General features: G+C 52.4%; 26 protein-coding genes and 1 pseudogene. 15 read left to right on the top strand and 12 right to left on the bottom strand.

The genetic code is table 11. The features are described 5' to 3' along the window. Positions 1 to 57: 57 nt before the first annotated feature. The 6 genes from MYS68_RS23455 to MYS68_RS23430 all read right to left on the bottom strand — a co-directional run bounded on the left by MYS68_RS23455 (position 58) and on the right by MYS68_RS23430 (position 4,950). Positions 58 to 495 carry a hypothetical protein gene (locus MYS68_RS23455; RefSeq protein WP_248928182.1) on the bottom strand — a complete coding sequence of 146 codons (438 nt, stop codon included), beginning with the start codon at positions 493 to 495 and terminating at the stop codon, positions 58 to 60. Positions 496 to 646: 151 nt separating this feature from the next. Continuing rightward, the gene (locus MYS68_RS23450) at positions 647 to 1,057 is read right to left on the bottom strand and encodes a regulatory protein GemA (RefSeq protein WP_248928181.1); all 411 of its coding nucleotides are present in this window, start codon (positions 1,055 to 1,057) and stop codon (positions 647 to 649) included. 216 nt (positions 1,058 to 1,273) lie between these two features. Further along, on the bottom strand, positions 1,274 to 1,684 hold the full coding sequence (locus MYS68_RS23445) for a hypothetical protein (RefSeq protein WP_248928180.1): 411 nt from the start codon (positions 1,682 to 1,684) through the stop codon (positions 1,274 to 1,276). Between the two features lie 153 nt (positions 1,685 to 1,837). Further along, positions 1,838 to 2,791 (bottom strand): AAA family ATPase, encoded by a 954-nt coding sequence (locus tag MYS68_RS23440; RefSeq protein WP_248928179.1) that lies wholly within the window; start codon positions 2,789 to 2,791, stop codon positions 1,838 to 1,840. Further along, positions 2,788 to 4,680 carry a Mu transposase C-terminal domain-containing protein gene (locus tag MYS68_RS23435; RefSeq protein WP_248928178.1) on the bottom strand — a complete coding sequence of 631 codons (1,893 nt, stop codon included), beginning with the start codon at positions 4,678 to 4,680 and terminating at the stop codon, positions 2,788 to 2,790. Before MYS68_RS23435 ends, MYS68_RS23440 begins: the two co-directional genes overlap by 4 nt. Before the next feature lie 54 nt (positions 4,681 to 4,734). Further along, complete coding sequence (locus MYS68_RS23430) at positions 4,735 to 4,950, bottom strand: helix-turn-helix domain-containing protein (protein ID WP_248928177.1); 216 nt, start codon at positions 4,948 to 4,950, stop codon at positions 4,735 to 4,737. A gap of 196 nt (positions 4,951 to 5,146) precedes the next feature. On the opposite strand from MYS68_RS23430, the gene MYS68_RS23425 reads away from it, so the two are divergent. From MYS68_RS23425 to MYS68_RS23415, 3 genes are all read left to right on the top strand, one after another. Then, positions 5,147 to 5,851 carry a helix-turn-helix domain-containing protein gene (locus tag MYS68_RS23425; protein ID WP_248928176.1) on the top strand — a complete coding sequence of 235 codons (705 nt, stop codon included), beginning with the start codon at positions 5,147 to 5,149 and terminating at the stop codon, positions 5,849 to 5,851. A gap of 575 nt (positions 5,852 to 6,426) precedes the next feature. Then, positions 6,427 to 7,230: a metallophosphoesterase family protein gene (locus MYS68_RS23420; protein WP_338043675.1), complete on the top strand. Its 804-nt coding sequence runs from the start codon at positions 6,427 to 6,429 to the stop codon at positions 7,228 to 7,230. Positions 7,231 to 7,279: 49 nt separating this feature from the next. Beyond that, positions 7,280 to 8,344 carry a metallophosphoesterase family protein gene (locus MYS68_RS23415; protein WP_248928174.1) on the top strand — a complete coding sequence of 355 codons (1,065 nt, stop codon included), beginning with the start codon at positions 7,280 to 7,282 and terminating at the stop codon, positions 8,342 to 8,344. A gap of 73 nt (positions 8,345 to 8,417) precedes the next feature. Here the strand turns inward: MYS68_RS23415 and MYS68_RS23410 are convergent, their stop codons facing one another. Then, positions 8,418 to 9,287, bottom strand: a complete 870-nt coding sequence (locus tag MYS68_RS23410) for a metal-dependent hydrolase (protein WP_248928173.1) — start codon at positions 9,285 to 9,287, stop codon at positions 8,418 to 8,420. 152 nt (positions 9,288 to 9,439) lie between these two features. Here MYS68_RS23410 and MYS68_RS23405 point away from each other — a divergent pair, with 152 nt between their 5' ends. After that, positions 9,440 to 11,011 (top strand): peptide chain release factor 3, encoded by a 1,572-nt coding sequence (locus tag MYS68_RS23405; RefSeq protein ID WP_248928172.1) that lies wholly within the window; start codon positions 9,440 to 9,442, stop codon positions 11,009 to 11,011. Positions 11,012 to 11,096: 85 nt separating this feature from the next. Here the strand turns inward: MYS68_RS23405 and MYS68_RS23400 are convergent, their stop codons facing one another. Beyond that, a complete protein-coding gene (locus MYS68_RS23400; RefSeq protein WP_420852153.1) occupies positions 11,097 to 11,438 on the bottom strand; it encodes a YmaF family protein in 342 nt (113 codons plus the stop codon). A 171-nt stretch (positions 11,439 to 11,609) separates the two neighbouring features. On the opposite strand from MYS68_RS23400, the gene MYS68_RS23395 reads away from it, so the two are divergent. Then, complete coding sequence (locus MYS68_RS23395) at positions 11,610 to 12,437, top strand: YheC/YheD family protein (protein WP_248928170.1); 828 nt, start codon at positions 11,610 to 11,612, stop codon at positions 12,435 to 12,437. A gap of 102 nt (positions 12,438 to 12,539) precedes the next feature. On the opposite strand, the gene MYS68_RS23390 is transcribed toward MYS68_RS23395, so the two are convergent. Then, positions 12,540 to 14,012, bottom strand: coding sequence for a sensor histidine kinase (locus MYS68_RS23390; RefSeq protein ID WP_248928169.1), 1,473 nt, complete (start codon positions 14,010 to 14,012; stop codon positions 12,540 to 12,542). A gap of 5 nt (positions 14,013 to 14,017) precedes the next feature. Beyond that, positions 14,018 to 14,725 (bottom strand): response regulator transcription factor, encoded by a 708-nt coding sequence (locus MYS68_RS23385; RefSeq protein WP_248928168.1) that lies wholly within the window; start codon positions 14,723 to 14,725, stop codon positions 14,018 to 14,020. A 209-nt stretch (positions 14,726 to 14,934) separates the two neighbouring features. On the opposite strand from MYS68_RS23385, the gene MYS68_RS23380 reads away from it, so the two are divergent. The 4 genes from MYS68_RS23380 (at position 14,935) to MYS68_RS23365 (ending at position 19,099) form a co-directional block, all read left to right on the top strand. After that, on the top strand, positions 14,935 to 15,993 hold the full coding sequence (locus MYS68_RS23380) for a LacI family DNA-binding transcriptional regulator (protein WP_420852152.1): 1,059 nt from the start codon (positions 14,935 to 14,937) through the stop codon (positions 15,991 to 15,993). Positions 15,994 to 16,011: 18 nt separating this feature from the next. Then, positions 16,012 to 17,172, top strand: a complete 1,161-nt coding sequence (locus MYS68_RS23375; RefSeq protein ID WP_248928167.1) for a Gfo/Idh/MocA family protein — start codon at positions 16,012 to 16,014, stop codon at positions 17,170 to 17,172. A 26-nt stretch (positions 17,173 to 17,198) separates the two neighbouring features. After that, complete coding sequence (locus MYS68_RS23370) at positions 17,199 to 17,927, top strand: ThuA domain-containing protein (RefSeq protein ID WP_248928166.1); 729 nt, start codon at positions 17,199 to 17,201, stop codon at positions 17,925 to 17,927. Positions 17,928 to 17,995: 68 nt separating this feature from the next. Continuing rightward, the gene (locus MYS68_RS23365) at positions 17,996 to 19,099 is read left to right on the top strand and encodes a Gfo/Idh/MocA family protein (RefSeq protein WP_248928165.1); all 1,104 of its coding nucleotides are present in this window, start codon (positions 17,996 to 17,998) and stop codon (positions 19,097 to 19,099) included. Positions 19,100 to 19,576: 477 nt separating this feature from the next. Here MYS68_RS23365 and MYS68_RS23360 read toward each other — a convergent pair whose 3' ends face one another. Then, positions 19,577 to 19,765, bottom strand: coding sequence for a hypothetical protein (locus MYS68_RS23360; RefSeq protein WP_248928164.1), 189 nt, complete (start codon positions 19,763 to 19,765; stop codon positions 19,577 to 19,579). Positions 19,766 to 20,031: 266 nt separating this feature from the next. Here MYS68_RS23360 and tnpB point away from each other — a divergent pair, with 266 nt between their 5' ends. Together tnpB and MYS68_RS23350 are read left to right on the top strand one after the other, a co-directional pair. After that, a complete protein-coding gene (tnpB, locus tag MYS68_RS23355) occupies positions 20,032 to 21,132 on the top strand; it encodes an IS200/IS605 family element RNA-guided endonuclease TnpB (protein WP_248928163.1) in 1,101 nt (366 codons plus the stop codon). 240 nt (positions 21,133 to 21,372) lie between these two features. Then, a complete protein-coding gene (locus MYS68_RS23350) occupies positions 21,373 to 22,089 on the top strand; it encodes an MtnX-like HAD-IB family phosphatase (RefSeq protein ID WP_248928162.1) in 717 nt (238 codons plus the stop codon). Positions 22,090 to 22,147: 58 nt separating this feature from the next. On the opposite strand, the gene sspI is transcribed toward MYS68_RS23350, so the two are convergent. After that, a complete protein-coding gene (sspI, locus tag MYS68_RS23345; RefSeq protein ID WP_248928161.1) occupies positions 22,148 to 22,354 on the bottom strand; it encodes a small acid-soluble spore protein SspI in 207 nt (68 codons plus the stop codon). Between the two features lie 209 nt (positions 22,355 to 22,563). Here sspI and MYS68_RS23340 point away from each other — a divergent pair, with 209 nt between their 5' ends. The 4 genes and pseudogenes from MYS68_RS23340 (at position 22,564) to MYS68_RS23330 (ending at position 26,390) form a co-directional block, all read left to right on the top strand. Then, on the top strand, positions 22,564 to 23,223 hold the full coding sequence (locus MYS68_RS23340) for a potassium channel family protein (protein ID WP_248928160.1): 660 nt from the start codon (positions 22,564 to 22,566) through the stop codon (positions 23,221 to 23,223). Positions 23,224 to 23,231: 8 nt separating this feature from the next. After that, on the top strand, positions 23,232 to 24,020 hold the full coding sequence (locus tag MYS68_RS23335; RefSeq protein ID WP_248928159.1) for a TrmH family RNA methyltransferase: 789 nt from the start codon (positions 23,232 to 23,234) through the stop codon (positions 24,018 to 24,020). Between the two features lie 988 nt (positions 24,021 to 25,008). Next, positions 25,009 to 25,239 (top strand): annotated as a pseudogene (locus tag MYS68_RS38910) (hypothetical protein); the annotation flags it as partial. Beyond that, positions 25,236 to 26,390, top strand: a complete 1,155-nt coding sequence (locus MYS68_RS23330) for an NAD(P)-binding domain-containing protein (RefSeq protein WP_248928158.1) — start codon at positions 25,236 to 25,238, stop codon at positions 26,388 to 26,390. The pseudogene MYS68_RS38910 and the gene MYS68_RS23330, both read left to right, overlap by 4 nt. Positions 26,391 to 26,551: the final 161 nt, after the last annotated feature.

The raw sequence follows: 26,551 nt of genomic DNA, 5'->3' as shown, positions 1-26,551 counted from the left end.
TGGGGCGGCTTATCGCCCCGATTTTCCCAATGACAGCGCGCTTAAGTTTTGCCGAAATCAAAGTCCGGCCTGCCGCCGAAGTTCAGCAATGGAAACGACATTGTTGTAGCCCTGGTGTTCGAGCATCCCTTCAATATAACCCTGAACACGTTCGCGCTGACGTTTGCTTAGCTGATAGCCGAATGTGAGCCATTCCCATTCCTCGGAGAACAGGGCAATGGGGTTTGATTGGTCAATGTCCAGCAGCCCCGACAGTTCCCGGCCTTGCTGGAATCCAAGCAGAAAGCTTTCCTGTTCATACTCCGTAATCATGCGGCGAGTGGCAGAGGCCACAATATCGCATAACTGGACATGCGCAGCCGGGAGCAAGCTCTGGATCGTGTTCAAGCTTTCGGTATGCTGCTGCTTTGCGAATTGCAAGGCCGGATTCTTCCTCAATCGGGCGGCAATCTCCTTATGAGCGCTGCCCATCAAAATGGTTCGTTGTTTTGCCATGAGCGCCCGTCCTTTCCGTTATATAGGGTGATGCATAAGAGGAATGCCACCGCAGACCCCGTTATAACGCGTTATAACGGGGGTGTATAGAAAAACCCGAAGGTTGGATGCCCTCCGGGCGTTGAAACGCCACACAGGGCGATTACGGCGGCTATGCCTTTTCTTTCCTTGCGGCCATGTTTTTCAGCGACTCAATGAGCTTGGAGGCTTTCGGCTGCGTCAGCCAGTCGATATGATCGACCTTGTAATACTTCTTGATGAAGTTCTTCAAGTGCTGCGGTTCGTCCGACCAGCCGAGTTCCTTTTCAAGCTCAGCAATTTTCCATCGTTGCGCCTTCGATATGCGCCCTCTCGGACGAGCCCTCGTCTTCCCGGCAACTTCGTTCATTGTATCAATGATCAAACAAGCTTCCGCCTTGCTTAGGGTGGACAGCCGGGCCTCTCCGGTGATCCGTTCGGCTATCGCGCGTACGTCCTCTTCACTCATTTTGATTTCTTTGGCTAATGCCCATATCTTCTTGAGGAGTTGCGGCGGTGTCTTAATGGATGTACCCGTTTGCATAGTACCACTCCATTTCTGCGGGGGTGATCCGCTCCAGCCAATCCTGCCGATCTGGAGCGTCTGCGTTGAAAATCAAATCCAAGCTTGCTGCCATGTCAAACACTTCATTAGTAAGCACCGAAAATTTCACTCCATTCCTATTCAGAAATCCGTTCTCCGCTTCGGGGGGCGACCAAAGCATTTTACATGCAGCGACTGGATGTCGAGTTCTCCACTTTATTCGATATGTTGTTCGACCTTCTCGCTATAGTCGCGGATAAACACTTGGGAGAATAACTCATGAAAACTTTCAGGCACATCTATTTCCGTAAACGGGTCTTTCTCGGACAACCAACCATCGACAGTTACGACGCGTTCCAAGAGGAGCAATTGCAATTCAATTGGCGCTTTGCGAACTTTGGTTTGCAGACGGTGAAAAGGTTCCGTTTCCATCATGTCAGCAATCTCTTCCAGGAATTGATTTGTTGCTTCTAAATGCTTCATACGAAAATCCTGGAAGGAGCCTTGAACCACCTTATTCATTTCCCGTTTGCATTTACGAGCAACGGTTTCGGGGATGATGTTTCTAAAAGTCTCTCCCAACGCCATTCGTAACGCTAAGACCGGCATTACTTTACGCCCTGTCATTGACTTCACCAACCTTTCTTGACCTGTCATCTTCAGGCGGGGGATGTCATTTCCCCGCGACGCCCGATTAGGGCGTTTCGACTTTGCCGCTATCGCAAAGGAGTCGCTTGTGCTATAATGAAAGGCAAATACTTCGGGGGCGACCAAAGTATTTTACCAGTGAAGGAGCAGGGTATCCGCTTGGCGAATGATGTCGGCGGTAATCCTGCTTCCTTTCTTGTCTGCCAATGATTTCGCCGTTTTTAACAGCTTCATGAACCGCCGCAGGTTGCCGCCTTGATTCAGGGAACGGGCTACCAATTCGTCTTTAGCGTCATGATCCATATCCGGCCTGTCCATAATCGGTTCCACGTCCTTGCGCTCCGTGCCGCCGAATTCTCGTCCCCTGAACACCCGGTTCCAAAGCTGCGTAAGATTTTCCTTCATGCTCGGGCCGTGCAGGAAAAACCCTTTGAAACGTGTCATGCCGCAAAGAATAAGGCCGAATGATTCCGTTTCGTCGTGCAGTGTGCGCAGCATTTCCAATTTCCGCATGGGCGTGGCGCTGTTAGGGTTAATCAGGTATTCCGCCTCGTCGATCAGGAAGACAACATGTTCGGAGGCCAGCTTTTCGATCAGCGCATCGATCATGGAGCCTATATCGTGATAGCGGAACGTTAGCCCGATGGATGCGCCCATTTTTCGAAGTAACGTTTTCTGCGTCATGTTCCCGTGTGCGCGTATGTACACGGCCTTGGGGTTGCTGGCAGCGTACTTCTCCAGCGCAGTCGTCTTGCCGATCCCGGACTCTCCGACGATCAGGCCAATGTCCCGATGGTTGAAGCATTGTTCGCAAACGCCCACGATATCGACCGCAACGCCTGTCGGATAGAAATCGCTGATTCCCGGCGCAGGGGCCGTTTCGCCGTTTTCAAGGTCGCCCCGTCCAATGAGGAAGGCGCGGGCGGCGCTCTCCAACTCGGTGCTATGGTAGTCTTTGCGGATATACCGGGACAGCGAGGAATGAGAGTAGCCCAGCGCCTCGGCAATGTCCTTCAATTTCAACCCTTGCTTATCCACCAAGTCCTCCAGCTTGGCGCGTACCGCCTCATCTTTGCTTGTTGTCATGCCTTGCCAGCCTCCTTTAGTCGTTCAAATACTTTTTGGGCATCTTCACGCAGATACTGCGCAGCCAAATCATCGTGCTGTTCCGCCTGCCGTCTTGTGTCTGCAACCTTACGATGTCGATTCACTTCCCGCGCCTGCCGCTCATGACCGGTAAGCTGTGTCACCTTGCCATGATCCGGCTGCTTGCCTGACTTGTTTTTTTGACTGCCTTCCAGCGTGGAAGGCCCGCGCCGCAAGCGTTTTTCAACCTGTGCTTCCAGTGTGTTTTCCCGGTAGCCCCGAATAGCTTCCTTAATCCGCTTTTTCTCCTGGCCTTGCGCCTTCAGATGAGCTTTCAAATCCTCTTCATTGGCGCCAAGGAACCGCAGGCGCTTGTTGACGGCAATTCCGATGAATTTGCCCTCGTGGTACACGAAGAGTTGGCTTACATCGTCAGGGTCATAGAACACATCGACGTATTGCTCGCGCAGCGGATGCAATTCGTGACACCAATACTCGTGATTCTGGAAGTGAATACCATCGATCAGCACTTTGCGGCGTACCTTCTTCATCATTGTGAAGTTCAGAGCCTGCACGTCTACACTGCCTGGACGTGCTTTCGCGACCTTCTCCATCGCTTCGAACGGCGTGCAACCAAGCTCGCTATGAACGGTGTTATGGTAATCCATGATCGCCTCGTCAACCAATTGAAGGGCTGTTTCCATGTTCACCAGCTTGCCCGCCGCGCATTGCTTCTTCTCGTCGAAGCCGACCGGTCGATTTTTCTTGGCGTCACTTCCGCAGTATCCCGGCCAGAAGCGCGTGTAATTATTCGTCAGTGTCTCGAAAAAGCGTTCAATCGGCTTCGAATTCGGCCATTTGATTTTGCAAAGCTTGTGATCAATTTGAAGACGCTCAAACACCTGTTCCATATATTCGCTGTCATAGTCTTTCCCGTGGTCGGTGTAAGCGATTTGCGGCAATCCGTAGTTCAGAATGCCGTTTCGGAGCGCCCGGCCAATTCGATAGGCGTTCCCTTGCAGCGTGACAGCATATCCGACGATCACGCGCGTTCGAACATCCTGCCAAGCAATCAATTGCGGGCGAATCGGTTTCCCATCCACTTCAATGAAGAAGTCCAAATCGTGCGTATCTCCGTTCCAGACTTCGTTGGCTAACACTTCCTCAAGCGCCCGCCTCATTTTATACAGCAGCTTGCGCTCCCACTCCTGTTCGCCGAAATTGGCAAAGTGCTTGATTGTAGGCTCGATTTGCTCGATGATCCGATAGCAAGTTGCGCGGCTCCCGATCTTCCAGCCTTGTTCTTTAGCTTCTTCAACCAATTGGCGATACACCCATGCGATTTTCGGCGGCGGATTGACCAGATATAGGGAGCGAACAAAGTTCACGGCGCTTTCGTCCATGCTGCGGAAGTTGACTTCCGGTTTGGTCTTCTCCAGATGCTTGCGAATCGGTTTGGATACCAGGCCGATCACACCTTCTTTCTTGTAAGCGTCTATCCAGCGATACAACGTTCGTTTCGATGTTCCGATCCGTTCGGCGAGCGCGGCCTTTTTTTGGTCGGTGCATTCTTCAAACTCATAGTTGATCGCCTGACGAACCCATTTCAGCCGTTTCAATATATCGGTTTCCGCTTCTGCACCAAATTTCTCACGGATTTCTAACCAATCGAATAGCTCATCCTGCCGCTCGGCTTCTTCCAATTTCCTCTTTTCCTTGAGTAATTGACGGTAGGCTTCAGGCGGAAGCTGACTCGCATCAAGGAGGTATGCCTCCTTGTGGTTGATCGTTCCGATTTTTGCTTTTAATTTCCCTTTTGAAACATTATCCTGTATGGTTCTTATTGATTTTCCACACAAAGAAGCGTACTCTTTGACGGATAACTCCACGTAGGGCATACCTCCTTGTCTAATGTAGGTATGTTTAGCGAAAAATGGTTAATACTAGTTTTTGAGGTTAGCTTCTTCTTCAAAAAGTTGCGACACAGTAATTCCAAGCCCTTGAGCTAGTTTGTCGATGGTTTTCAGAGAAGGATAATGCTTGTCTTCTTCAAGTGCTGTCATATAAGAAAACGAAATGCCAGACTTGATAGCCAGCCGATACCTAGTCAATCCTTGGTTTTCCCTCAATTTTGCAATTCGGGAGCCGATTTTCGTCATATGACCACCTCCTGAAATCTATTATATATCAATTTACCGTAATATCAATATACTGAAATAAAGGATAATCCCTTAAATCATTTGATTTCCTCCATAAATCTCCCGATTACTCTGATATTCTCCGATTTCTTGACTATTTTAGTATTGTGAAATAAAATTATTTCTGTATTCAGAAATAAAATTGAAGGTGATTCGCATGGAACTGGTCGAAAAAATAAAAGAGGTAATGAAGTCAAAAGGACTCACGCAATATAAATTAGCAAAGAATTCAAAAATACCTCACTCGACTATGAGCACTCTATTGAACGGGGGCATAAAGAGTCCTACAATTGAATTGATTGCGAAAATAGCCGATACACTTGAGGTTCCTGTTTCTGTTTTGCTTGGAGAGGATGAACTGGGGGAATTATTAACCAGAGAGAAAGAGGAACTTGAATTAAATCAAAAGATATATGTGCTGTTAAATCTCGTTTCCAATAACGGAAAGGTATTTCCTGCCGAAGCACATCAGGAAATTTTTAACATATTCGGGGGATCGTTATTCGCAAAGGTTCCAGAAGTTAATTTGTTTGATGAGTGGTATAGGAAATATCTTGAAGAAGGGGATTCTCTCTATACTTCCAATGAGGCAGAAGAAAAGTTTAATAAATTTTATAACCCTGCTACTATAATGCACAGACTGCGCGAATGGAAAGATGTAGATTTTCGAATAAAGGAACGTTATCTATCGAAGTTGAAACAATTAAAGGTGAGCCTGACTACGCCTTCTTGGATTTCAGAAAATGACAAAGTGTTCCAAATCGAGGATTTAACAAGTTACCAGATTTCATACAAGGGAAAAGAACTCACCAGCGATCAAAAGCAGAAGCTATTGAAATTGACCCAAGCTCTATTAGATTAGTGCAGAAATGTATTTGTGAATATAAATTCATTTATTTCGATTTTTATTCAATTTTACTTATGATAATCACGTTGATTCAAAATAACACGGATTTCCTTGGTGTTGCTGGATTTTTAGAGGATGCGCAAGGTAAAATGATTGCGCAAGTAAAATTGCGTAAGGTCGATAACCGCATTAAGAACGTTGAATCGAGTTTCGAAGCAAAAAAACCGCTATATAACAAGCATTTGCTTGTTACTAACGGTTAGTTACAAAACGAGCAGATTAATTTGATTTCTATGAAATGGTGCCAATCACGAGGTTTTCGCCAAGTTTTTCTCACATTTTATGTCACTCCTTTTTTTGTTTCAAATTTCTCCTTTTTGATCCGCCCCGAAGCCCTTCTATTAAGCTACTATAAGTGGTATAATCCCTTATGTAGCAAGCATTTATCGAAAATTGCCTTGTCCCGCAGAATCCCGTACTGTCCCCCTTTATCCCTCCATTTCCCGCATCGTTTTTAGGTTTTTTTACACTACGTTATGTGACAAGAAAAGTGGAAAGTTACAAATACGATCAAGCATTTGAAAGAAGCCATGGAGGACATGAAGCAGTTCGAATCGAAGATAGAGGCCATCATTATCACCGGGGATATTACCGAATACGGGCGGGACAGCGATTACAGGGAGTTTCAAAAAATATTGCAGGGCTACAAGCTGCCGCCGATTTACGCGAATATGGGCAATCATGATTATTATCACGTATGGATCGATAAAAACGGCGCTTTTAACCGGGATACGTTTCCGAACGGCAAGACGGATGCGCAGTCGCGGGAGAAGTTCATGAAGTTTTTCGGCATGGAAAAACCATATCAAGACATAAAGCTGGGCGGCTACCAGTTCCTTCTCTTGTCGCAGGAAACGTACCAGCAGGAGAAGCCCGAGGTCGGCGAGGGCGCCTGGTATTCCGATGAGCAAATGAGCTGGCTGAAGCAAAAATTAAGCGAAAACAAGGACGGCAAGCCGGTGTTCGTGATGATCCATCAGCCGCTGCCGCCGGCGGGAAAAGATGGCGGATCGCATCAACTTATGCGCGCCAAGCTGTTTCGCGATACGGTGAAGAAGTATCCTAACGTGTTTGTGTTCTGCGGCCACCGGCATCAGGATTTTCAAAACGGGGCGCCGCATTACGAGAAGGAAACGTTTCATCTGTTCCATAATTCGTCCGTCGGCCGCGTGCTGAACCGCAGCTTCCAAAACGAGGCGAAGGAAAAGTCGCAGGCGCTGTACGTTCAGGTATATGCCGACAAGGTGGTCGTCCGCGGCCGTGAATTCGCGAAGCGCGCTTGGGTGGCGGAAGCGAACTGGTCGATTCCGCTCAAACCGGCTGCCAAGAGTTAACGTATTCTTTAACGCAGCCATCAAGATAGAGAGGGGTAACTTGGGTTATATGTCCAGACGAGCGTTTGTCCGCTTGCTAATGATGCTGCTCGGCGCCGTAGCCGCCGGGCTCAGCGGCTGCATGAAGCTGTTCACGAAAGAAGAAGAAGCGGCACTGCCGGTAACGCAAAAGCCGGAGGAGCCGCAGCCGCCGAAAGCGGAGGAGAAGCCGCCCGCACAGCCTGGGGCCGGTGCCGAGCCGCTCGCGTCCTTTTTCATATTCAGCGACCTGCACGTTTCCAATGCCGATCCGAATACGATCAAAAATTTGCGGAAAGCGCTGGAGGATGTAAAGCAGGCCGAGCTGAAGATGGACGCACTGGTCATTTCCGGCGATATTACGGAATACGGCACGGAGAACGATTACAAGGAATACCGCAACGTGATGAAAGATTTCAAGCTTCCGCCGGTATACGCCAATATGGGCAACCACGATTATTACCATGTTTGGATCGACAAAAACGGCGCGTTCAGCACGGAGACGTTCCCGAACGGCAGGACGGACGCGCAGGCGCGGGAGCGGTTTATGAAGGAGTTCGGCATCGGCAAGCCGTATTCCGAAGCGAAAGTAGGCGGCTATCAGGTGATCATGATGTCGCAGGAATGCTACCAGCAGGAGAAAAAGGAAGTCGGCGAAGGGGCCTGGTACTCCGACGAGCAGTTGGAATGGCTGAAGGCGACGCTGGAAAAAAACAAGGACGGCAAGCCGATTTTCGTCATGATCCACCAGCCGCTGCCCCCTGCGGGGCAGGACGGCGGCACGCACCGCTTGATTCCCGCAAAGAAGTTCCGCGAGATTTTGAAGCCGTACCCGAACGTGTTTGTTTTCTGCGGGCATGGTCATCAGGATTTTTTGAACGGGGCGTCGCATTATGAGAAGGAATCGTTCCATTATTTCATCAATTCGTCCGTCGGCCGCGTGTATAACCGAAACTATCAGAAAAACGACCCGGCCAAGTCGCAAGCTCTTTACGTGCAGGTATACGGCGACAAGGTCGTGCTTCGCGGCCGCGAGTTCAGCACGAAGTCGTGGCTGAAGGAAGCCGATTGGACGATTCCGCTGCAAAAGGTGTGATTCGGGGCAGAGCTGCCTTGTAAAAAAGCCCGCGATGCTGATTGCTTGAGAATCGGCAGCGCGGGCTGCTCGTTTATTTCACGATCGACTCGTGCAGAAACGATTGGCCGTTTCGGTAAAAGCGTGGGTCGTAAATGCCGAGCTCCTTGTCGTTGTTCACGACGACAACGAACGGCGCCCAGACGTACAGCGTCCATGCGCGCGGATTGCGGTCGAACAGCGGCCGCAGGTTCGCATTGTCGTCGGAGGCCAGCGTCTCCCGCAGCACCGGCGTCCGCCATGCGGTGGCATCCATAATATCGACGAGGCCGGGATTTTTGCCGAACACCTGGAACTGCCCGGGAACGAAGCCGGCCGATACGGCGATGCGTTCGTAGCGGTCCGCTACCGCGTTATGTATCGTTACAACCTGGCTCACCTGAAGCAGCGAATACAGCGCCATGATCCCCCAGGCGGCGCGCAGCATATAGTGGGAAGGAATTTTTTTCACATACCAGGCCAAAAACCAGCCGAGCAGCATCGCCAGCATGTACACGACGTCCACGATCGGAATGGCTCCGATGCTGACGCGAAACGAGGACGCCGGCTCGAAAAAGCCCGTCCCCCAGGCGTTCAGCATATCGCTCAAGTCGTGGATGAACACGGCGAGCACGCCGAGCCACATGACGCGCCTTTCGCGGATTTTCCAGATCCAGCGGCAGATGTACCAGATCAGCAGCGCCCATACCGGGATCATAAAGACCGAATGCGTTATGCCGCGGTGCCACATTTGATGCATGATATGGCCCGTTTCGGTGAAGCGGGTGACGAAGTCGATGTCGGGAATTTGGCTGCCGGCCAGCGCGGTGAACAGCAGGCTTTTTTTCATGGCGGGGGAGGCCCCGGATTTGTTCAGAGCTCCGTATAAAGTAAGGCCGAATAAAGTATGGGTGACGGTATCCATCGTTTTCTCCCTATTGCAAAATCAATTGTCTGCAGCCTCATGGTAACATACGCCAAAAGGGTGCAGCAAGCCGCCGCGCTGTAGATTTGTGGACGGCAAAAGGTGTATAATGCTTGTTAGCTAAATGAATGATGGAAGGGACTTTTCATACGATGACAAATGTTTTGGAGCAAGAAGTAGCGAAGCGGCGCACGTTCGCCATCATCTCCCACCCGGACGCGGGCAAAACGACGCTGACCGAGAAGTTGCTGCTGTTCGGAGGCGCGATCCGTTTGGCCGGTACGGTCAAGGGACGCAAGGCGAATCGGCACGCGACGAGCGACTGGATGGAGATCGAGAAGCAGAGAGGGATTTCCGTCACCTCGTCGGTTATGCAGTTCGATTATGAGGGGCACCGGGTCAACATTCTCGACACACCGGGTCACCAGGACTTCAGTGAAGATACGTACCGGACGCTCACCGCAGCGGACAGCGCCGTCATGCTGATCGACTCCGCCAAGGGCGTCGAGGCGCAGACGAAGAAGCTGTTCCAGGTTTGCCGCATGCGGGGGATTCCGATTTTTACATTTATCAATAAAATGGACCGCGAAGGCCGCGACCCGTTCGATTTATTGGAGGAGCTTGAAAACCTGCTCGGCATCCGTTCCTACCCGATGAACTGGCCGATCGGCTCGGGCAAGCAGTTTTGCGGCGTGTACGACCGGGAGAAGTCGCAGCTTGAGCTGTTCCAAGGCGGCGACCATAAGGAGATCACGGTGCGTAAGGTGGACGGGTACACCGATCCGCTCGTCAAGGAAATCGCCGGTAACTTTTTGTACGATCAGCTGGTGCAAAATCTCGAGCTGCTCGACGTCGCCGGCGACCCGTTCGATATGGAAAAGGTGCGCCGCGGCGAGCTGACGCCGGTCTTTTTCGGCAGCGCGATCAATAACTTCGGGGTGCAGACGTTTCTCGAAAACTTCCTGCAGCTCGCTCCGGCCCCGGAGCCGCGTAACAGCAGCCAGGGCAAGGTAGAGCCGCTCGACAACAATTTCTCCGGCTACGTGTTCAAAATCCAGGCGAACATGAATCCGGCGCACCGCGACCGGATCGCGTTTCTGCGCATCGTGTCGGGCAAGTTCGAACGCGGCATGACGGTGAAGCATGTGCGCGAAGGCAAAAACATCAAGCTCGCGCAGCCGCAGCAGTTTCTCGCCCAGGACCGGGACATCGTCGAGGACGCGTACCCGGGCGATATTATCGGTCTGTTCGATCCGGGTATTTTCCGGATCGGCGATTCGCTCAGCCAAAAAGGCGACATCGTGTTCGAGGAGCTGCCGACGTTCTCGCCGGAGCTGTTTTGCAAGGTGAGCGTGAAAAACGCGCTGAAATACAAGCAGTATCAGAAAGGGCTCGATCAGTTGACGGAGGAAGGCATGATCCAGCTGTTCACGACGATCGGCTTCGAAGACACGATTGTCGGTGTTGTCGGCCAGCTCCAGTTCGAGGTGTTCGAGTACCGGATGAAAAACGAATACGGCGTCGACATCCAGCTGCACCGCACGAACTTCCAGTTTGCGCGGTGGATCGTCGCGGACAACGTGGATCCCGCGAAGTTCCGCATCAATTCGCAGCTGGTGAAAGACAAGAAAGGCAACTTCGTCGCCTTGTTCGAGAACGAATACGCGATGCGGACGGCGATGGAAAAAATGCCGGAAGCGAAGTTTCTCGAAGTCGCGCCGTAAGGCGATGCAAAAAAAAATCCCTGCAAACCCGAGGTGCAAGCACGGCGGGTTGCGGGGATTTTTTTAAAATTCGACGATTGATCGATTATACAAGCGGCTTTTGAATGAGCGTGGCGAAGTTAAATCGATGTTTGTGGCCATCATTCAACGTCGTCGTGCCCGTAACAAAATGAACATGTTTTCCGTTTCCGACAGGAATCGCCGGCCCGGTCCTGATTTTTTTCAGCTTATGGAAATGGTTCAAAAAGTCGGTACGCGTCAAATCGATTTCATGCACATGGCTGTTGCCTACCGGAATCACTTGCCCGGTAACGCCGGCAAACCGATGGTTGTGGCGGTCCGCCCCTTGTTCCGCCAGTTTGGTGCTGCCCAGAAATTCATGCACATGCGTCTGTCTTCTCGCTGAAACGCCTCTTTTCACCTTCACATCACATACCTCCTCAATTGGATCCGTCATGCTATCATATTGGAGATGAATGGAAGAAGTGTTAGGCTTGCGCCACCTCTTTTTTCTGCTAACATTTCCAGACCCGCTTACATAAGATATGGTGTCAAAACGCAAGGCGGAATTCTACTCACACAATGAGGTGTTGCAAACGTGAAAAGACGTGTCGGCGTCAAAAAGACCCCATTGCAATACAGACGGCACATCATCAGCAAATGGCTGAAAACGAAGGCGCTGCTGGCTAATCCGAAGCTGCACGGCTTCGTTCCGGATACGAGAAAGATGAATCGGAATACCCTCAAAACGATGCTCGATCAGTATAAAATGGTATATGTCAAGCCGGATATCGGCACCTTCGGCAACGGAGTCATGCGGGTGGAATACAAAGCGGGCGATGCGAAGCCATACAGCTACCAGAGCGGAACCGCCGTCAGAAGCTTCGCCTCCTATGACGCGATGTACGAATCGATTCGGAAGAGCACGCGAAAACGGGGGTATTTGGCGCAAAAAGGAATTCAACTGCTCAAATATAAAAAACGCCGTTTCGATCTTCGTGTGATGGTTCAGCAAACGCCGAAAAAAACGTGGGAGACGACGGGTGTGATCGGAAGGGTGGCGCATCCGAATAAAATTGTGACCAACTTCCACAACGGGGGGACGCTCACGCCGGTCGAAACGCTGCTTCAAGCTTATTTGCCGCCGGAGCAGCGGAAGCAATATATTCAGGCTCTGCGCTCGCTCGGAGTCCGGCTAGCCCGACAGCTGCACGTAAGGTACAAGGGGCTGAAGGAAATCGGCGCGGATATCGGGCTGGATGCCAGCCTGAATCCTTGGGTGCTGGAGGTCAACACAAGTCCGGACCCGTATATTTTCCGCAGGCTGAAGGATAAAAGCATTTTTCGGCGCATTATGAGCTATGCCAGGGCATACGGGAAATACAAGCGGGTAAGTTCCGGAGCCGGCGTTAAGTCCAAACTTTAAAAATACCGCGAGCAACAGGCGCAGCGGCGCACAAAAAAACACCGGGCAGCCAAAGGGCGGCCGTCCGGATACATATCGCGGGCTGCGGGATAAGCATCCGGCTCAGCCTCCATGGGGCAAGGCGGCTGATGGAGCCGTCTCTTCTTTGGGCAGCAAAATGGTGAAAGTCGTGCCCATGCCGGGGGCGCTTTCGACAGTAATCGTTCCTCCATGCGCCTCGACAAGCCGCTTCACGATGGACAAGCCGAGCCCGGTTTCGCTTTTGTTTTTCGAACGGGAAGGGTCCGCCTTGTAAAATCGTTCCCAGATGTACGATTGCTCCTCCATTGTCATTCCTTTACCCGTATCGGCGATATCGATGCGGGTCATCCGCTCCGTCTCCGAGCCGGTCAGCCGAACGGTGCCGTAGTCGGTGAACTGGATGCTGTTCTTCGCCAGATTGATCAAAATTTGCATCAGCCGGTCGTAATCGCCGTAAACGGCAAGCTCCGGCGGGCAGTCGACGATGAGGTGCAGCTTTTTTTCGCTCACGAGCACCTCCAGCGACTCCGCAACAACCTCGAGCAGCTCGCGAAGCGGGCTGCTTCGCTTTTGCAGCGTGATGAGGCCGTTTTCGATTTTTTCCATGTCGAGCAGTTCGTTGATCAGGCGGATGAGCCGGAACGTTTCTTTTTCGATGATGCCGTAATATTTTTGCGTATCTTCAGGCCCGGTGACCAGGTTGTTTTTGAGGCCTTCGACGATGCCGCGAATGGATGTGAGCGGAGTGCGCAGCTCGTGGCTGACGTCGGTGATAAACTGCCGGCGGCGCGCTTCGAACTGCTGCAGCTTGCGCGAGGTCTCCTCAAGGCGGTCCGCCATCGCGTTAAAATCGCCCGACAGCTCGCCGAGCTCATCCGATCTTCGCACGGGAGAACGCGCCGCCAGATCGCCCTGCGCGATCCGGTTGGTCGCCTGCTGAAGCGAGCGGATGCTTCTGCTCAGGTTTCGCGAGATGAACAGGCTGACGACGACCGCAAGCAGCGCCACGACGCCGCTCATATACAGGAAAGGCTCTTTCAATGACTGTAAAATATCCGGAATGCCGCGGTGCGAGGTGAGAACAAACAGGAACAGCTCTTTGTTTTGCGCCTTCAGCCGGATCAGCCGCGGCACGACGATCATCTTTTCGCCGCCGTTCTCAAGCAGAAAGCTTTGATTGTCCTTGATGGTGAAAATATGGCTGCGCAGCCCGTCCAAAAACGGCTTCGTCCGTACGTTTCCGGCCATTTTCGGGTCACGGTAGACGACGTCGCCGCTTTTGTCGAGAATGATGAATGAAATTTTCCGTTCGGCGAGCAGGCTGCGGTAAGCGGCAATGGCTGACGTCGGGTCCTCGTCTTCCTTCTGGATCAGCCGGGCGATGGCACGCCCTGCACTGACAAGCTCCTCGGCTTCGGTATTGTAAATATTTCCCTGGTAATAATAAATAAAGCCGCCGCTCAGCAGCGTAAAAACGAGCAGCGAGACAAGCAGGTGGCTCAAAAATTGCCGCCAAAAAAAAGTAAACCGGTAGCGGAAGCGCGGCTTCTTCATCAGCATCACTCCTCGAGCTTGTAGCCGACGCCCCATACGGTGACGATAAGCTGCCTGTCCGGCCGCGACACTTTGTTGCGCAGCCGCTTGATATGTACGTCGACGGTCCGCTCATCGCCGAAATAATCGAAGCCCCAGACGCTTTCCAAAAGCTGCTCGCGGGTAAACACCTTTTTCGGGTGTCTCACGAACAGCCGGAACAGATCGAATTCCTTCGGTGTGAGGTTGGTGATCTCATATGTGTCGATCGTGACGATTCGCGTAGCCAGATTGATCGTGATTTGGTTATGCTGCAGCAGCTCGTCCTTATCGCCCGGCTGCTCCTCTCCGGACGTCGTCTGAGCGGCCGGGGCCGCTTTGTAACGGCGAAGCACCGCCTTCATGCGGGCGATCAGCTCCATCGGGCTGAACGGCTTGGTGACGTAGTCATCGGCTCCGAGCTCCAGCCCGAGAATGCGGTCGGCCTCGTGATCCCGTGCGGTCAGCAAAATGACGGGCGTCTGTTCGCGGCGGCGGATGTCACGGCACAGCGACAGGCCATCCTTGCCGGGGAGCATCCAATCGAGGATGACGAAGTCCCACTTGTTCTCCCGGATTTGCCGCTCCGCCTCCAGCCCGTCGTGAACGAACGTAACATGATAGGCTTCTTTTTGAAAAAACAATCGGAGCATCTCGCAAACGGAGATGTCGTCTTCGGCAACGAGCAGGTTCATGGTCACAACTCCTAAGGGCTTTCCGAAGGAAAGCCGGCATCGTAAGCATTCGCTGGGCTTTCCGAAGGAAAGCCGGCATCGTAAGCAAGTCGGGCGTGCTCAAGTCAAGCATATTCCGTTCCCCGGCAATTATCAAGAGCCGCTTCGCTGCAAAAAACGATTGACAAATCCATCCTTTCGATGAGAAAATGTACGCGTGTACATTGTAAGTGACTGTAACGGGATTAACGTTCAAGGAGGGACTCGCCATCGCTACAAGAAAAGAAGTCGCAGATCTGGCCGGCGTGTCCGAGGCGACGGTATCCCGTGTGCTGAACGGCGTCGGACCGATGAAGGAGGAGACCAGGCGCCGCGTGCTCGAAGCGGTCGAGCGGCTCGGCTATCATCCGAATGCGATCGCGCAAAGCTTTGCCCGCGGACGAAGCGGCAACATCGGCGTCGTGCTGCCGTATGTGCCGAAGGTGCACCTGTTTTCGACGTATTATTTCTCCGAGACGCTGAGCGGCATCGGGGCGACGGCGGCGGAAAAAGGGTACGACCTGCTGCTGAAGTTCCGGTCGCCGGACAAGGAAAGCGATTACACCAATCTGTTTCAGCGGCAAAAGGTTGACGCCTGCATCATTTTGGGCGCACGAAACACGCCTGCGGAAAAGGAGTCGCTGCTGCGGCTGAAGGAGGGCGGCATTCCGTTTTGCCTCGTGAATCAGCACTTCGAGGATGCAGGCTTTAACGAGGTCGACGCCGATCACATCGAGGGCAGCTACAGCGCGACCCGGCACCTGCTCGGCAAAGGCTACCGGCGCATCGCTTTTCTGAATGGATCGCCGGAGTACTCCAACAGCCGGGACCGGCTTGAGGGCTACCGGAAGGCGTTGGAGGAAGCGGGCATCGCGAGCGTGTCATCGCTATTGTTTGAGGGCAACTACAGCCGTACGAGCGGCTACCGCGCGGCGGCCGCGATCCGCGATTCCGGAGCGGAGGCGGTTGTTGCCGCCAACGATCGGATGGCGATCGGGCTGATGCAAGGGCTGCGTGAGCTCGGTGTGAGCGTCGGCCGGCATGTTGCGCTCGTCGGCTACGACGACTCGGACGCCGCGCGCATTGCCGATCCGCCGCTGACGAGCGTGGCTGTGCCTTTCTTTGAGATGGGGAAGGCCGCCGCCGGACAGCTGCTGTCTTTGCTGGAATCGCAGACGAATGAGCCCGCATTCCATGTGAAATTGCCCACAGCTCTGGTCATTCGTCAATCATGCTCCACTACCCAATAAGTAAGGAGAGGAAAAAGGATGAAGCAAGTGAATGTGGGAATGGTCGGTTACAAGTTTATGGGGAAGGCGCACAGCCACGCTTACCGGGATTTGCACATGTTTTTTCCGAAGACGGCGCGGCCGGTCATGAAGCTGATCTGCGGGCGAGACGTGCAGGGAGTGGCCCAGGCGGCCGAGCAGTTCGGCTGGGAAGGTTATGTTACCGATTGGCGGGAGCTTGTCGAACGGCCGGACATCGATCTTATCGACATCAATGCGCCGAGCGACGCTCATAAAGAAATCGCGCTGGCGGCCGCCAAGGCGGGCAAGCACATTTTCTGCGAGAAGCCTTTGGCGCTGACGCTTGCGGACGCACGCGAGATGCTGCAGGCGGCGGAGCAGGCCGGTGTGACGCATATGGTCGGCTTCAACTACCGGTTCGCACCGGCGGTCATGCTGGCGAAGAAGCTGATCGAAGAAGGCCGGCTCGGGCAAATTTATCATTTCCGCGCATGGTTTTTGCAGGATTGGATCATCGATCCGGATTTCCCGCTCGTCTGGAGGCTGCAGAAGGATGTCGCCGGCTCCGGTTCGCACGGCGACCTGGGCGCGCATTTGATCGACCTCGCTCATTACTTGGTCGGCGGTATGCGGGAAGTGATCGGCATGAGCGAGACGTTTATCAAGGAGCGGCCGCTGCCGACTTCGATGACCGGTCTCAGTGCCAAAGGCAGCAAGGACGCGCCGCGCGGCCCGGTAACGGTCGACGATGCGACGCTGTTCCTGACGCGCTTCGAAAACGGCACACTGGGCAGCTTCGAGGCGACCCGCTTCGCTGCCGGACACCGGTGCACGAACGCTTTTGAAATTAACGGCAGCAAAGGCAGCGTCCGCTTCGACTTCGAACGGATGAACGAGCTGGAGGTTTACTTCACGGACGACGCAGCAGACGTGCAGGGCTTCCGCCGCGTGCTCGCGACCGATCCGGCTCATGCGTATGCGGACGCCTGGTGGCCGCCGGGCCATACGATCGGTTATGAGCATACGTTCATTCACGAGGTCGTGGAGCTGATGCAGGCGCTCGAACAGAAACGCCAGCCGGTGCCGAATTTTGTGGACGGGGTCAAATGCCAGGAGGTGCTCGAAGCGGTCGACCGCTCGATTGCCGAACGCCGCTGGGTCGGTCTCAGCGAAGTATAAATCTGACATAAGGAGCGTACTTATTTATGAAAAAAGCGCTGATCGTATGGGGCGGCTGGCTTGGGCATCAGCCGCAGGAGGTCGCGGGCATTTTTCGCGATGTATTGCAGGAGGAAGGCTTCGAGGTCGAAGTGTCGGATACGCTGGAGTCGTTCGCCGATGCGGATAAATTAAAAGCGCTCGACCTGATCGTGCCGGTATGGACGATGGGCCAGATTGAAAAGCAGTATGTGGCAAACGTTTCCGCCGCAGTGCAAAGCGGCGTCGGCCTTGCCGGCTGCCACGGCGGCATGTGCGACGCGTTCCGCAACAACGTCGACTGGCAGTTTATGACCGGCGGAAACTGGGTCGCTCATCCGGGCAACGACGGGGTGGAGCACGTGATCAACATCAAGCACAGCTCCAGCACGCTGCTTGCCGGCATTGACGATTTTACCGTGAAAACGGAGCAGTACTATCTGCACGTCGACCCGGCGGTTGAAGTGCTGGCGACTACTCGCTTTCCGGTCGTGCCGGGCCCGCATTCGCTGAACGGCGCGGTCGATATGCCGGTCGTCTGGACGAAGCGCTGGGGCGTCGGCCGCGTGTTTTACTGCTCGCTCGGCCATCAGGCGGACATTGTGGAAATGCCGCAGGTGAAGCTGATCATGCGCAGAGGGTTCCGTTGGTCGGCCGAAGGAAAGCAGTTAGCTGCGGATGCGGAAGCTGCCGCGGCAGTGGGCTCCAAATACACCGGCATGGGAGACAGCAACTGATCGGAACGATTGCCTTAAAGAGGTTAAGAGCTATAGCGCCGTAATGGCGGGGAGGAATGGAACGTACGATGAAACAGGTGAACATTGGTATCGTCGGCTGCGGCAAAATCAGCGGCATTTATTTTCAAAACTGCGCCAAGTTTCCGCTTTTGCAGGTAACGGCTTGCGCCGACCTTGACCTCGAGCGGGCAAGAGCGGCGGCAGCGGAGCACGGCATTCCGAAAGCATGCACAGTAAGCGAGCTGTTGGCCGATCCCGGCATCGACATCGTCATTAATCTGACGATCCCGGCGGCTCATGCCGAGGTGTGCCTGCAGGCGCTTGAAGCAGGCAAGCACGTATATGTCGAAAAGCCGCTGGCCGTTACCCGTGAGGAAGGCCGACGCATTCTCGAGAAATCGCAAAGCAAAGGACTGCTCGTCGGCAGCGCCCCGGATACGTTCCTGGGCGGCGGCATTCAGACGTGCGTCAAGCTGATCCGCGATGGCTGGATCGGCACGCCGGTTGCCGCGACCGCATTTATGATGGGGCGCGGTCATGAGCATTGGCATCCGGACCCGGAGTTTTATTATGCCAAGGGCGGCGGACCGATGTTCGACATGGGACCGTATTACTTGACCGCGCTTGTGGCGATGCTTGGGCCGATGAAGCGGGTAACCGGCTCGACGAAGATCACCTTTCCGGAGCGTACGATCAAGAGCGAGAAAAAATACGGCAACAAGATTACCGTCGAAACGCCCACTCATGTGGCAGGTGTGATCGACTTCCACAGCGGAGCCGTCGGCACGATCATCACCAGCTTCGACGTCTTCGGCGGGCATAACCTGCCGCGCATCGAGATTTACGGCAGCGAAGGGACGCTCAGCGTACCGGATCCGAATACGTTCGGCGGCCCGGTGATGGTCCGCCGCCACGATGCGACCGAGTTTTCGCCGATTCCGCTGACGCACGGGTACACGGGTAACAGCCGCGGCGTCGGCGTGCTCGACATGGCGTACGCGATCCGCAGCGGCCGCCCTCATCGCGCGAACGGCGAGCTCGCATTCCACGTGCTCGAGGCGATGCACGGCTTCCACGATGCTTCCGATCAAGGGAAGCATTACGAGATGCAGTCTAGCTGCGAAAGCCCGCTGCCGATCCCGACCGGCCTGCTGGAGAATACGTTGGACTGATTCCTTGGATATAGATTTGGAATAGATGCATGTAACGCAAAAACGGAGCGTAGCGGAAATGTTTTTCCGTCAACGCTCCGTTTTATCATTTATACGAGTTTTCGAGATACGATGTTTCCATCCCTCCTCTCGCCACTGTTAAGCGTGTCCGGTACCAATTCGGCACCAGCCGAAACGTGCCGGACAAACGCGGGCCGGAGGCACGTCCCCTCTCTCCGCTTCACCGCTCCCAAAGTAAAGCGTGTCCAGAATAGGATTTTGGCGATAAGCCCAAAATCCATGCCGGACAGACGCGACCTAGCAGCGAGCAGTAACTCTCTACGGGCGGGTCCAGGGCGCTTGGGGCGCCTGGGGTCCCCCTTAAGGGGGATTTGATGGGAAAATAGACGGTGGCGCCCATTTTCATTCCCCATTGTGACGCTCGGTCATCTTGTTTAGGGGGTGGCCCTAAGTTTAGGGTGTGCCTACTGATTAATATTAATAGTCAACGGACCATGTATAGAAGCAATCGGGACAAACCTTTTCGCCGTTCGGCATTGTGATCAGATCAGGACATGTGCATAAGCTTTGTTCGTAGACAATAGATTCGTCGATCTGTTTTAACCGCTCCTGCAAAGCCGCCCGTTCCAAAAATAATTGCTCCAATTTGCTTCGATCCGCTTTCACCCGAAAATCCCCCATTCCTCTATACCGGTTTCCTTCATACGTTAGGAAAAATTATACCAATAATTGTCCGGCCCGTCATTATATCTCCAGATCTTATATCGTAGAATGCGACGGCAATTTGCGGTTTGTCCGCTATTTTGTAATATTTTATCCTCTTAGCCGAGAAGACTCCTGCTTCTAAGCGTCGCGAAAACGGGGGATGAATCGGCTTTTCTTTGAATAACGCGAACATATGTGCTAGAATACTCGCGTGAGGAGGTGTTTCTTTGATACGCCATAAAGCGTTTCAGTTCCGCATCTATCCCTCTGAGGAACAAGCCACTCTCATTCACAAGATGTTCGGCTGCTGCCGCTTCGTGTTCAACCACTTCCTTGACCTCTGGAATGAGACGTACCGGAAAACCGGCAAAGGCTTATCCTATAACACGTGCGCCACTCAGCTTCCCGCATTGAAGAAAGTCTATGGTTGGCTCGGGGAAGTGGATAGTATCGCGCTGCAGTCGACGGTACGCTATCTGGCCGATGCGTTTGCCCGATTCTTCCAAAGGCAGAACGATCCGCCCCGGTTCAAGAGCCGCAAAAATCCGATCCAGTCCTACACCACCAAGTATACCAACGATAATATCGCCATCAAGGGGGACCACCTTAAGCTTCCCAAACTGGGATGGGTTCGTTTTGCCAAATCCCGAGAGGTGGAAGGCCGCATCTTATCGGTAACGGTTCGCCGAAATGCCGCAGGCAAATATTTCGCTTCCCTTGTCTGTGAAGTGGATATTCAGCCGCTACCTCAAGTAAGTAAAACCGTTGGCATTGATCTGGGGATTAAAGCCTTTGCCGTATGTTCCGACGGGCAAGTATTCGCGAACCCGAAGTATATGCGTAAGTATGAAAAGCAGCTGGCCCGCTGGCAACGGATGATGGCAAGACGTAAAAAAGGCGGCTCCGGTTGGCATCGTGCCAAACTGAAAGTAGCCCGAATCCATGAGCGGATCGTGAACTGCCGCAATGATTTCTTGCATCAAGTCTCCTCCAAGCTGATTCGTGAAAACCAAACAATCTGCCTGGAGGACTTGCAAGTCTCTCATCTTCTCAAGAATCAAAAGCTGGCCAAATCGATCGCCGAAGTATCGTGGGCGAAGTTTCGTTCGTTTGTGGAATACAAAGCCGAATGGTACGGACGTACCGTATCGGTAGTGGCCAAGAACTTTCCTTCCAGTCAGTTATGCTCCTTTTGCGGATACAAGCATAGGGACGTGAGGCAGCTTTCTTTACGAGAGTGGGTCTGTCCGGAATGCGGCATAGAGCATGACCGGGATGAGAATGCGAGCCGAAACATTGAGCAAGAAGGATTACGAGTGTTGGCATAGCCGACGAACTGCGGGAACCGCAGGGATCGCTTGGTAAATTTCACTTCACCGGAAGTGACTACCCAAGAATCCCCCACTTCAGCGGCAGCGCGCAAGTGGTGGGGGTGTTCAACATATTAAGCAAGGTTGGAAAGTAAAAGATCCTTAATGTTATGAAATGCTTGTTTTATTTACAAATCCCCGATTGTTTAGTTAAATGGAAGCAAGCCGGATCATATACACAGAGGAGGAGTGGGGCGGATGAAACTTGCGGTCGTAACGGATTTCGACGGGACGCTGATGCATCAGGACGTCGGAGATTATTTGATGGAGCATTTGCGGGTGATGGAGGAGCCGGGAACGGAAGAGATCAGACGATTGTTTCGGGAGAAAAAAATCGGTTCTTTCGAATGGATCAAGGTAGCCTATTCTTTTTTGGAACCGCATCAGGCGAGAATCGACAAACTGCTGGATGAAGTGTATTTGCGCGACGGAGCGGAAACATTCCTGCAGTTTTGCCGGGATGGGGGCATTCCGGTCACCGTTTTGAGCGACGGGATGGAGTACTATGTAAGGCGAATATTGGAAAGGGAACGTGTGCCGGTCGATCGGGTTATCGTCAACCCGATCCGTTTTGACAAGCACGGACGGTATGAGCTTGGACTTCAAAACGATAACGAAGCGTGCCGCTGGTGCGGCTGCTGCAAAGCGAACGTCGTGCGCAGCATGAAGGCGCAAGGCCGCCGGATTGTATATATCGGAGACGGATCGAGCGATTACTTCGGTTCGAGCTTTGCCGACTGGGTATTTGCCAGGGGCAGCTTGGCCCGATATTTGCAGAACGATGGAATCGATTATTATCCGTTCGAGTCGTTTCATGACGTGCTGGATGTGCTTCGCCACCATCTGGCGGAATTTGAGGCAGGCACCGCTGCGCGGAGAATCGACAGTTCGCACCCGCAGTGCCGGTTTGCCTGAAACATGCATACGAAGTAAAGGGCCACCTGCGGTTCCCCCGCTTGTGGCCTCGTTTTTTTCATGAATTGACGTGGCTTTGCAGCGTCGAAACGAGCTCCGCATGTACGTTCTCAGCGCTATTTTTCCAAATGATCTCAAAAAGTACGCCCAGTCCCGGCAAAGCACGCTCCTCCCCGTCGACTGACCCTTCTATAATATCGACCAGTTCTTCGTCGCTTTTGCCCTGAACCCGCTGAATAATCGCTTGGCGTAAATTCAAATTCATTTTTGGTTCCTCACTTCCGTTGTCGTTTCGTTACTTCCGTAAGTATGCGCAACTTTGTTTCCGTTCATGCTTCGGACAAAACGGTTACTGCCCGTCATTAAAGAGAATGAAAGGGAATTTTATGGTATACTAAGGGAGATTGTTCGCTGATCATCGGCTTTTGATTCATGGCCACTTTATGCTTCTTGCAAGGGAAGGCGGGATGCTTCGTGAAAAAACAATTTGCGGTTATCGGCATGGGAAGATTCGGTTCCAGCGTAGCGAAAACGTTAAGCGACCTCGGGTTTGAAGTGCTTGCGATCGATCAGGATGAAGAGCGTACTCAGGACGTTGTCAATATCGTTACCCATGTCGTTCAGGCGGATTCCACCGACGAAGAGGCGATGAGATCGCTCGGACTGCGTAATTTCGACGTGGTTGTAGTCGCGATCGGGCAGGATATTCAGTCCAGCATTTTAACAACGATCATTTTAAAAGAAATTGGAGTTTCTACCGTTATAGTTAAAGCGCAAACCGAGCTGCACGGCAAAGTCCTCCGCAAAGTAGGGGCCGATAAAGTGATTTTTCCGGAGCGGGATATGGGCCAACGGGTGGCTCACCATTTGGTCTCCCCGAACATTCTCGACTATATCGAGCTTTCCGAGGATCACAGTATCGTTGAAATCAAAGCTTCACGCCAAATGATCGGGCAAAATTTACGCCAGCTCGACATACGGGCCAAGCATCGCTGCAACGTCATCGGCATCAAGACAGGGGACAAAATGAACATCGCCCCGCATGCGGAAGATACAATCAAAGATAATGACGTGCTCGTCGTTGTCGGAAGAAACAAGGATCTGCAAAATTTTGAGCTGTACTACTCGGAATAGGAGTTATTATGGATAAATTAATCGTTTCCGTTCAAAATTCGCGGGTCAAGGAATGGGCCCAACTGCTCGATAAAAAAGGTCGGGATAGGCAGGGGAAATATATTATCGAAGGCGTGCATCTGGTGCAGGAAGCTTTTGCGTCGAATGCCGATGTCGAAACGGTCGTTTATTGCGCGGATAGAGCCATTTCCCGGGAAATAGAAGAGCTTTTGTCGCGCGATGTCGAGAAGGTAGGCGTCAGCGAAGAAGTGCTTGCCCGGTGTACCGATACGAAAACGCCGCAAAACGTGTTTGCCGTCATGCGCAAGCCGCAAATGAAAACAGAGCGTCTGACCAAGCTGAAAAACGAGCTCATCGTCGTGGTCGACGGCGTGCAGGATCCGGGCAATCTGGGCACGATCATCCGCAGTGCGGACGCCGTAGGTGCGGATGCGGTGCTGCTCGGGAAAGGCACGGCCGATCTCTACAACCCGAAGACGGTTCGCTCCACCATGGGCTCGCTCTTCCACCTGCCAGTAATCGAGGGCGATCTGCAGGAGTGGTTACCCTTAGCGCGGGATAAAGGCGCACAAATCGTCGTATCCAGCACGCGAAAAAGCCGCAGCCTCTACGAGGCGGATTTCCGCCAGCCTACGTGGCTGGTCGTCGGAAATGAGGGGCAGGGCATCTCTCCGCAGGTTGAAGCGTGGGCGACGGACCGCGTCGTCATCCCGATGCCCGGCAAAGCCGAATCACTGAACGTAGCGATGGCGACGACGGTTATTCTGTTTGAAGCTATGCGCCAGCGGCAAATTTAAGAAATAAAAATTCCTGTCCACGACCCTAATTAACTGTCCAGGAATAAAAATTACTGTCCTGCAACTCACCCAAGACTGGATCCTGGTCGGATATGCCTCCGATCAAACTCCAGTCTTTTCTCATGTCGTCGCGGCAAACGGAGCAGGGATTTTTCAGGTTTATCTCGAATATTTAATCAACCATAAACTCAGGCGAAACAAGGGTTTTGGGGATGTAGGGGAAGGGCAGTTCTCAAGCTTTATTCAAGCTCCGACCCCTCAAAAGAAAGGCAGAACTTTTATTCAATTCTATTTAACGGGTTCCGACAACAGTGATTATCGAAGAATAATAAAAAAACTAACCGAATCAACGTGGGATTATTTCAAATAAACTAACACATTCACAGAATGCTACTTTTTACGAAGGTTCAACGTGTGTTTACGAAAATGTCAGGCAAAAGGTCATTAACCCTCTTGCGAAGACGTCACAGAAATTAAGCTCGAGAATTCTATGCATATAAAAACAGCGGCTAGTCTAGGTCTTTTATTTCCGCCCAGACTGCCGCTGTTTCGTTTTTTTTTAACTCCCTTATGGCCAACATGCCTAAGAGTGTTTGGATTTGGAACGGGCCTATTCCCTCAACAAACGTGCGGCATCCAAACAAATCGAATAAGCGAGCTTGATCTTTCAGTTTCATGGGATGAGGACGATTCGATGGGACATATCGTCATAGGGGGGCGTCGGATAAATTGTATCACCGTTATATGGTTCTCGGCAGTAATCGGGTTACCGTTGAATCCCAAAGCGAAGACGAAGGTGTGTGATTGATGTTGCAATCCGCATACCCGTACAGAAATTGCAGAATTTATACAATATATTTGGCTATATTACAATTCTATCGGGTTAAATATGTTTTGGTGTTCCGTCATACTCATGTTAGAAATGAGAGGTGAATAACCAATGGGAAAAATGAAGTTTGCTTAGGGATTCAAAGTATCGAAAGCATATGAGGCGATTGTTGCCGATCCAGAAATTGACATTGTATACATTGGGACACTGCATCCTATGTACAAAGAAGGCGTCTTGATGTGTCTGAAAGCGGGTAAAGCTGCCTTCTGTGAGAAGCTGTTAATAATGAACGCACAGCTCCGGAAGAGTCTGTGGAACTTATTTATAAAATTGCTGTTTTATGAAAATTCATCCAAATCAATCAAAAAATCCGGGTGGGATCGGAATTGAAACTCGCATTTATCGGGCTTGGGAATATGGGATTGCCAATGGCGTCAAATCTGCTGAAGGCCGGTTATGAAGTGTACGGAATAAACCGGAGCAAAGGCAGAGAAGAGTTGTTTGCACAAGTCGGCGGAAAGGTCGGATTGACAGTCCGGGAACTGGTCGGGCAAGTCGATGTGATCATGACTTGTCTGCCGATGCCGGCGGATGTGGAGAAAGTCTATCTTGGACCGGATGGGATCGTAAACAGCGGCCGCAAAGGCCTAACGCTAATTGATTTCAGCACGGTATCGTCGGAGCTCAGCGTGAAAATGGCATCGGCAGCAGAACAGGCGGGAATGAATTTTCTGGATGCGCCGGTCAGCGGTGGGACTACAGGGGCGGAGCAAGCGACATTGTCCATCATGGTCGGAGGCAGCAAGCAAATTTTTGACAGAATGCTTCCCGTGCTCGAGAAGCTCGGCAAAAACTTGTACCATGTCGGGGACATCGGAAGTGGAACTGTCGTCAAGTTGCTGAACCAGTTGATGGTCGGCATACATACGCAGGCCGCCAGCGAAGCGATGATACTAGCCGATAAAATGAACCTGCCCAAACATACGCTGCACCGAATCTTGAGCGAAAGCTTTGCGCAGAGCAGGATTTACGATCGCCATTATACGCATTTTGTCCAAAAGGACCAGTTTCAGCCCGGGTTCGCTTTAAGCCTGTTGCACAAAGATATGGCACTTGTGAAGAAGATGGCGGACGAGAGCGGCGCTGTATTGCCGATCGGCGCCCAAGTGGAGAGGCTGCTTGGCGCGGCCAAAGTGGAGGGTTTCGGGGACAAAGACATGTCCGGCATGTATGCGTATCTAAAAGAAAACGGCAGGCGGTTTCAGGAACGAAAGTATTTTGCAGTTTTCCTCCCGATGAAGGACGCGGAGAAAAGTCAAATCTTTCTGCCTCAGCACCTGGCATATCTCGAAGAACAGCGGAACATGGGACGATTGTTTGCCAACGGACGGTTTGGTGATGAATGGGGCGGATTGGTCGTCTATATCGCATGCAACGAGGAAGAGGTTCGCGGCTGGGTATCGCAGGACCCATACTTCATCGAAGGAGCTCGTGATTTTGAGATTCATGAATGGGATTTGGTAAAGGGGCACGTGTATTAATTTGAGAAGAAGTTTAATAGACAGAAGTAAATAATGTCATTGGCCCAACGATCATTTTTTTTAACTGATTCCATGAACGACGCATCTGCAATCAACATTAACCACCGTAACCTTGATTCGGCCGTCGACCGATCCCGCAGCAGCCCATCCTTCCGTCAGTT

Source organism: Paenibacillus hamazuiensis, from assembly GCF_023276405.1.
In the GTDB taxonomy this organism is placed as follows: Bacteria; Bacillota; Bacilli; order Paenibacillales; family NBRC-103111; genus Paenibacillus_AF; species Paenibacillus_AF hamazuiensis.
The sequence above is the reverse complement of the archived record's forward strand: the minus strand, read 5'-3'. Positions and strand labels throughout refer to the sequence as shown.

Bases quoted from the DNA above. Each gene is read 5' to 3' on its own strand.
- MYS68_RS23455 (WP_248928182.1), bottom strand. From the start codon at position 495: ATGGCAAAACAACGAACCATTTTGATGGGCAGCGCTCATAAGGAGATT.
- MYS68_RS23450 (WP_248928181.1), bottom strand. From the start codon at position 1,057: ATGCAAACGGGTACATCCATTAAGACACCGCCGCAACTCCTCAAGAAG.
- MYS68_RS23445 (WP_248928180.1), bottom strand. From the start codon at position 1,684: ATGACAGGGCGTAAAGTAATGCCGGTCTTAGCGTTACGAATGGCGTTG.
- MYS68_RS23440 (WP_248928179.1), bottom strand. From the start codon at position 2,791: ATGACAACAAGCAAAGATGAGGCGGTACGCGCCAAGCTGGAGGACTTG.
- MYS68_RS23430 (WP_248928177.1), bottom strand. From the start codon at position 4,950: ATGACGAAAATCGGCTCCCGAATTGCAAAATTGAGGGAAAACCAAGGA.
- MYS68_RS23425 (WP_248928176.1), top strand. From the start codon at position 5,147: ATGGAACTGGTCGAAAAAATAAAAGAGGTAATGAAGTCAAAAGGACTC.
- MYS68_RS23420 (WP_338043675.1), top strand. From the start codon at position 6,427: ATGGAGGACATGAAGCAGTTCGAATCGAAGATAGAGGCCATCATTATC.
- MYS68_RS23415 (WP_248928174.1), top strand. From the start codon at position 7,280: ATGTCCAGACGAGCGTTTGTCCGCTTGCTAATGATGCTGCTCGGCGCC.
- MYS68_RS23410 (WP_248928173.1), bottom strand. From the start codon at position 9,287: ATGGATACCGTCACCCATACTTTATTCGGCCTTACTTTATACGGAGCT.
- MYS68_RS23405 (WP_248928172.1), top strand. From the start codon at position 9,440: ATGACAAATGTTTTGGAGCAAGAAGTAGCGAAGCGGCGCACGTTCGCC.
- MYS68_RS23390 (WP_248928169.1), bottom strand. From the start codon at position 14,012: ATGAAGAAGCCGCGCTTCCGCTACCGGTTTACTTTTTTTTGGCGGCAA.
- MYS68_RS23385 (WP_248928168.1), bottom strand. From the start codon at position 14,725: ATGAACCTGCTCGTTGCCGAAGACGACATCTCCGTTTGCGAGATGCTC.
- MYS68_RS23375 (WP_248928167.1), top strand. From the start codon at position 16,012: ATGAAGCAAGTGAATGTGGGAATGGTCGGTTACAAGTTTATGGGGAAG.
- MYS68_RS23370 (WP_248928166.1), top strand. From the start codon at position 17,199: ATGAAAAAAGCGCTGATCGTATGGGGCGGCTGGCTTGGGCATCAGCCG.
- MYS68_RS23365 (WP_248928165.1), top strand. From the start codon at position 17,996: ATGAAACAGGTGAACATTGGTATCGTCGGCTGCGGCAAAATCAGCGGC.
- MYS68_RS23350 (WP_248928162.1), top strand. From the start codon at position 21,373: ATGAAACTTGCGGTCGTAACGGATTTCGACGGGACGCTGATGCATCAG.
- sspI (WP_248928161.1), bottom strand. From the start codon at position 22,354: ATGAATTTGAATTTACGCCAAGCGATTATTCAGCGGGTTCAGGGCAAA.
- MYS68_RS23335 (WP_248928159.1), top strand. From the start codon at position 23,232: ATGGATAAATTAATCGTTTCCGTTCAAAATTCGCGGGTCAAGGAATGG.